At 40.6% G+C, this 6,354-nt stretch carries 4 protein-coding genes and 1 pseudogene; 2 read left to right on the top strand and 3 right to left on the bottom strand.

The window, feature by feature from the left end:
• Positions 1-484: 484 nt before the first annotated feature.
• Entirely contained in the window at positions 485-2,977 is a 2,493-nt protein-coding gene (gene ptsP / locus FJR38_RS19995; protein ID WP_371418252.1) for a phosphoenolpyruvate--protein phosphotransferase, read from the bottom strand.
• A gap of 333 nt (positions 2,978-3,310) precedes the next feature.
• Between ptsP and FJR38_RS19990 the strand changes: the two genes are divergently transcribed.
• A complete protein-coding gene (locus FJR38_RS19990; protein WP_168490642.1) occupies positions 3,311-3,679 on the top strand; it encodes a hypothetical protein in 369 nt (122 codons plus the stop codon).
• Between the two features lie 215 nt (positions 3,680-3,894).
• On the opposite strand, the gene aroB is transcribed toward FJR38_RS19990, so the two are convergent.
• Complete coding sequence (gene aroB, locus FJR38_RS19985) at positions 3,895-4,992, bottom strand: 3-dehydroquinate synthase (protein WP_168490644.1); 1,098 nt, start codon at positions 4,990-4,992, stop codon at positions 3,895-3,897.
• Between the two features lie 144 nt (positions 4,993-5,136).
• Here aroB and petL point away from each other — a divergent pair, with 144 nt between their 5' ends.
• Positions 5,137-5,229 carry a cytochrome b6-f complex subunit PetL gene (petL, locus tag FJR38_RS19980; RefSeq protein ID WP_168490664.1) on the top strand — a complete coding sequence of 31 codons (93 nt, stop codon included), beginning with the start codon at positions 5,137-5,139 and terminating at the stop codon, positions 5,227-5,229.
• 595 nt (positions 5,230-5,824) lie between these two features.
• Here the strand turns inward: petL and FJR38_RS19975 are convergent.
• Positions 5,825-6,354 (bottom strand): annotated as a pseudogene (locus FJR38_RS19975) (hypothetical protein); the annotation flags it as partial.

Here is a 6,354-nt window from a genome sequence, read left to right as displayed (position 1 = left end):
CCCATCTATTATCTTCTGCCAACTGTCCCTCAAATGGCAGTTTAAACTTTTCTATGGGGGTAGGTAGAGTTTCAATTTTTCGATACATTTTCTATGTTTTTGTGAGGATTTTTACCCATTTTACCCGATTGCCTTGCACTTTTTTCCCATTTATAGACTTCAATCACTATTTATATAAGGGTTTCAGCTTTAATCAGCAAGCCCTATTTAATGATGTGAAATTATGATTCAGATAAAAATATATTTTCTAGGACTTACGCATTGACAAGATCAACCAAATATGATGTATGGGTTTCGGGCATTTTAACGTGATTTTTCGATGATTTTTGAGCGATCTCTATTGATCGGAAGTTAATCGCCAAAAGCCTGAAACGACGGATTTTCGTTCATTCACATCATGGTGAATTTGTACAGTGCGTAAGTCCTAATTTCATAAAAAACATCCTGTTAATCCTGAAAATCATAAGTTCGAGTTATAGCTTGATTATAAAGCTCTGACACTGGTTGCAGAATCTTGTTGTAAAGCAAGGGATGCGATCGCTTGTGCTTGTGTCATCGTTAATCTGGTAATCTCTTGTTTGAGAGGCGCTATAGCTTGGGGATTAACACTCAATTCATCTAAACCTAAACCTAATAAAATTGGTGTAATCATAATATCTGCGGCCAATTCTCCACATAATCCTACCCAAATATTTGCTGCATGGGCGGCTTGTACAGTTTGCTGAATCATCCTTAATACCGCAGGTTGCAACGCATCAGCTAAATTTGCTACTCTGGGATTATTGCGATCGCCTGCCATGACATACTGACTTAAATCATTAGTCCCTATACTAAAGAATTGTACTTCCTTTGCTAACTGATCAGCGATCGCAACTGCTGCCGGTGTCTCAATCATAATCCCCACTTCCATATTTTCATCAAAGGGAATTTCCTCCTGGCGCAATTCCCCCTGCACTTGGGCTAAAATTACCTTAGCTGCCCTAACTTCTGCTAAAGTAGCAATCATCGGCAACAGAATTTTAATATTATTCCCAGCACTAGCGCGTAAAATTGCCCGTAAGTGAGTTTTAAATAACTGCGGATTTTCTAAACAAAAGCGAATTCCCCGCACTCCCAAAAAAGGATTTGCTTCTGTGACTCCTGTACTCATGTAAGGAAGTGGTTTATCTCCACCAACATCAAGAGTCCGAATAATTAAAGGACGATTTTCCAAAACTTTAGCAATAGACTGATATACTGTTAATTGCTTCTCTTCACCCGGCACACTGTCACAATCAAAGTATAAAAACTCAGTTCGCAATAGTCCAACCCCTTCCGCTCCATTACTAATTGCTACTTGAGCATCCGCAATACTGCTGATATTTGCTAAGATCGGAATCCGCTGCCCATCCAGAGTAATAGCTGGTTGATGTGCCTGTTTTTGCGCTTCCTCTTGGGCAGTTTGCCAAGCTTGACGTTTTGCTTCTAAAGTTTCTACAAGCTTTGCATTTGGCGTAATCCAAGCTTTGCCACTTTCCCCATCTAGGGCAATCAAAGTTCCATTTTCCACCTTGAGGATTTTTGCATCTACACCCAAAACAGCCGGAATTCCTAATGTTCTGGCAATAATCGCACTATGAGAAGTAGCACTACCGAAAGTCGTACAAATACCTAAAACCTTCTGTGGATCTAATCTAGCCGTATCCGAGGGAGTTAAATCTGTAGCCAGAATTATAGATGGTGTAGTTATTTCCAAGTTAGCCGGCGCATTCCCTAGTAAAATTCGTAACACCCTCCGCCCCACATCTACGACATCATCCACCCGTTCTTGTAAATAAGCATCCTCAAGTTGATAATAGGAATTTGCTACTTCATCCACCACTGTTTGCCAAGCTGCTTCGGCATTAATATGTTGTTCAATAATCCGTTTGCGTGCCGCTTCAAGTAATAGAGGATCTTCTAAAAACAGCAGATGAGCATCAAAAATGGCTGCTTCCGCATCACCAATTTGTACATAAGTATGGGACAATAAACCCTGAATTTCTTGTTTAGCGATTTGAATCGCCGCTTGTAATCTTTGCCACTCTATTTCCACATTTTCGATGCGATATTGAACAATAGACATGGGTACAGATTCATAATGAACTACCGGAGCGATCGCTATTCCGCCAGAAGCACCAATTCCCAGTAGTTCCCCTTCCGTTGCTGGTGTCACTTCCTGGGGTGCAACCCGTCGGACTTTAATCAGACGATCATCTTCACCAAAATTATTGACAATTAAGGCTTGTAATGCTGTTAACGCCGCTTGAGCATCTGTACCAGTAGCAGTAATTAATAATTCATGTCCTTGACGCGCTCCCAAAGTTGCAACTTGATTAATACTATCACTGCGAACTGCCGCCGTACCTCTTGTTAAATTTTGTACCTGAATTTGGGATTGATAGCGGGATGCAGTGGCGACAAACTGCGCTGCTGGGCGGGCGTGCAAACCTAAGCGGTTTTTGATTGTGAGGCGAATTTCCCTAGTTTTTTCTGCACTGACACCCCGTTTCCTCGCCATAGGACAAGCGTGAGGTTTAAGATTGTCACTCACACCCAAAAGTGTGGCTTTGGCTAATAATGCCCCTTGAGCTTCAGCAATGACTGTTTGGATGCTGTTACCAGCCGCAGCCGAAACAGCCGCCGCTATAGTCCCTTCAACGAAAGGTGATGAACATAAATATACCTTGGCTCGTTGTTCGGGAGAGAGGAATTCTAAAGCCATTTCTGCGCTCATGACGGCGCTACCCAAATCCATCAACACCAAAACACCAGCATCGGAAAATACGGAAATAATGGCTTCATATACCTGCATTGCGTCCGTACCGAGAGGATTTTCGGGATCTTCTATCCCCGCGGCTATGGCTATGGGAACTCGTTCATGAACCATTTGTACAGCAAGTTCCCGTACTCCCAGTGCTAATTGTTTACTATGAGAAACTATAACTAATGATATAATGCTCATATTCAGTTTATTTAGATAACTACTTGAGTTTAGAAAATCGAGCTTTTTGGAGCAAAATACTGAGAAGTTATAGCTAAAAACAAGTTATCGTTTTAACTGTAAATAAATACATTTAGATCCATTCTTTAGACATCTACTCTAATGTTATCAACTTAGCGATCGCAGGTCTAAAGTCTGAAGATTCACTTAAGATTAGGCAAATGGGTAATTATTGATGATGTCCTCTTGCCTTTTGCCTTTTCTTGGATAAGATAGACTGATTTACCACCAAATTGTCAGAAAAGATAAATTGGTTTGTTTCCCTAATAACAAGGTTTTTAAGTGTACATGAACAAAAAATTTATTTTAACTTTAATTTCTAGCCCCGTATTGTTTACGTCCATGCTATCTATGGTGATGATGGCTAGACCGGCTCATGCTAATCAAGTAATTAAACCTGCTACTACTACTTCTCTATCTTGTGTCCGTTCTTCTGACTCTGCAAGGTTAAGTTCGAGATGTATAAAGGAAAGTAATGCTGCTACGACTGTTACAGAATCATCTATGCAAGGAACACAAGCACAACCAAATAATCCTGATGAACTAGAATTCACCGATGCAGATAGTGATCTAGCTATCAAGTTGTTTGGCTGTGATTGTCCTGTTTGTGTTACTGCTGCCCGTCAATTAAACGGTATCGCACCTTTACCTGTTTAGCGGTGTAGAAGTAGGAGCATAGAAGAAGGAATGATCAACCACGAAGACACGAAGGACACGAAGGAAAGAGAGTTTGAGAGATATTTTGCGTAAGTCCTTAAATCCTATTCTTTCTCCTCTTCTTGTCTCCTGACTCCTGTAGGGGCGAAGCATTCGGGCGATAAATTATCCATTTTTCCCAAGTTTATTTTCCGAATGCTTCGCCCTTACGACTCCTATTCCCTATTCCCCAATAATACTTCTCGAATCATCTCCGCTGGTACTTCGTCGGTAACTTTGACTTCACCAATTTGGGTTGGTAGTACAAATCTGACTTTACCAGATTTGACTTTTTTATCTAATTGCAAAGCATCAATAATCGCTTCACTATCTAAACCTGCGGGTATTTGGGTGGGTAAACCTGCTTTTTTAATTAAGACGTTTTGACGTTCTGTGTCTGCTTGTTGCCAAAGTCCCAACTTTACAGAAATTTCTCCTGCTGCTACCATACCGATTCCTACAGCTTCCCCGTGTTTCAACAAACGGTACTCTGTTAAGCTTTCCACCGCATGACCAATGGTATGACCATAATTCAAAATTGCCCTCAGTCCAGATTCTTTTTCATCTTTGCTGACAACATCTGCCTTTGCTTGACAGGAATGAGTTAATATGCTGTTTATCAGGTCGGATTTTACATAGCGGAGTTGGTCAAGGTGTTTACTTGCTTCTAGTTGGGTAAACAATTCGGTGTCCCAAATAACGCCGTATTTGATCACCTCTGCCATTCCTGCTCGAAATTCCCTCGCAGGTAAGGTTTTTAAGACTTCTGGGTCAATTAAAACTAGACTGGGTTGATGAAATGCACCAATCAAGTTTTTGCCGTGGGGATGATTTACTCCAGTTTTGCCACCAATAGCCGAATCTACCATTGCTAAGAGACTGGTAGGAACTTGCACAACATTGATGCCTCTGAGCCATGTAGCGGCAGCAAAGCCTGTCATATCACCAACAACGCCTCCCCCCAAGGCTACCATTGTTGAGGAGCGTTCTAGGCGATTTTCCAGGGCGATATCATAGAGTTTTTGAATGGAGTTGAGGGTTTTGTAGCGTTCACCGGGAGGTAAGTTGTAGCTGACGACTTCAAAACCGGCATTTTGCAAAGATGCGATCGCTCTTTCGCCATAATATTTAAATATCATCGGGTTGGAAACTAGCAATACCTTTTTACCTAGTTTCAAACTTGCCATTTGTTCACCTAGTTGATCTAAACTCCCAGGTGCGATCGCAATATCATAAGACTTTTCTGGTATATCTACTTTAATTACAGAACTCATTCCACAACCCTAATATCAGCACTCGTCCGCGTATTTTACCCCAATTTGGCAACTTCTTTCCGGTTGCCTATTCCCTCTTCCCTGTTCCCTTTCAGAATTTTTGATGATTCAATATAAATAAGTAACTAATTTGGAGAAAGGAAAATGGCTGTAATTGAATATGTTGTATTTTTAGGTGTGTTTATGGGTGTAGCTGTAGGCTTATTGTTTGGTCTGCGTTCTGCCAAGATCCTCTAATTGCCAATTGATTCAGCGTTAACCCTGATAGTACAGGCATTTTCCCTGCTACTCAAACCCCCCTTAAAAAAGGGGGTATCTAACAATTACCTAGTACTTACGCAAAATCATGAAAAGACGTATCCCTTACGGGAGTCGATAGCTTGCGTGGCGACGCAGGAGCCATAGACATACCGCAGAGGACGCAGAGGACACAGAGAAATAAGAGTTTCGGAGGGTTATTTGATAATACAAAACAGGTAGAAAATACTCCAGCTATTCCTGTGATTATGATGTCTAATTGTAGTGTGGAATTAACAGATAAGACCTCGTTTAGTAATTCACAAAATATCTATTTATAACAAAAAAGTAATGTTTTTGAGCGTCTTAGATTCTATTCTTTTAGTGAAAAAGCAATTGCTGATGCTATAAATCAATTAGAAAAACTATGTTCTCTAAATAATTTTTTTGCCCAATCTATATCATAAGGTATAGGAGGTTTCACCGGACGATAATCTTTTTCATCGCTTTGCCCGTGCTGTAAAACAGCATTGACAACTATACAAGGTTCTTCACTAAGATTAATTGGTATCCCCTCAATATATCGGGGAAAGAGTTATTCAGGCATCCATGACAAACCAAAAGAATTGAGAGCAGATTTTTCGCGAATAATAGTTGCCAAAAAGGGAATATTCCCAGTCTGAGAAATGCGGTCACGGATATATTCAAAAAAACTGATACCCAACTGACGAGTAGTAGCAACAAGAGACATAAAAGTATCCCAAGCCTGAGTACCTTCAAGAGTTTGAGTGGCATAACTAATATTACGCCGTTGCACCATTGTCCTAGCAGCTAACTCTGCCGGATTATTATGCAAAGGCAATTCAGGATGCTCTAATACTAAAAGCAACTCGGAAATTTTTAGCAGCGTTAATCGTTTTCGCTCATCCAACTGTTCATAACCAGTTTGAAGCGAAAAAAGTTTCCAAAACTCAGACCGGAGTTTTTCAGCCTTTTGTTGACTGGGAGAATCTTTGTAAGCAAGTAAGTCTCGGTAGTAATCCCAGAAATCATCCAGAAAATCTTTTAAAATCGTTTGGTGACAAGCAATAAACGGACTTAACTTTTTATAATGTCTTCCCTCAT

It is taken from the genome of Anabaena sp. UHCC 0253 (genome assembly GCF_009712085.1).
Classification (GTDB): Bacteria; Cyanobacteriota; Cyanobacteriia; order Cyanobacteriales; family Nostocaceae; genus Dolichospermum.
Note: the sequence above shows the minus strand (reverse complement) of the source record. Positions and strands in the feature narration are given on the sequence as shown.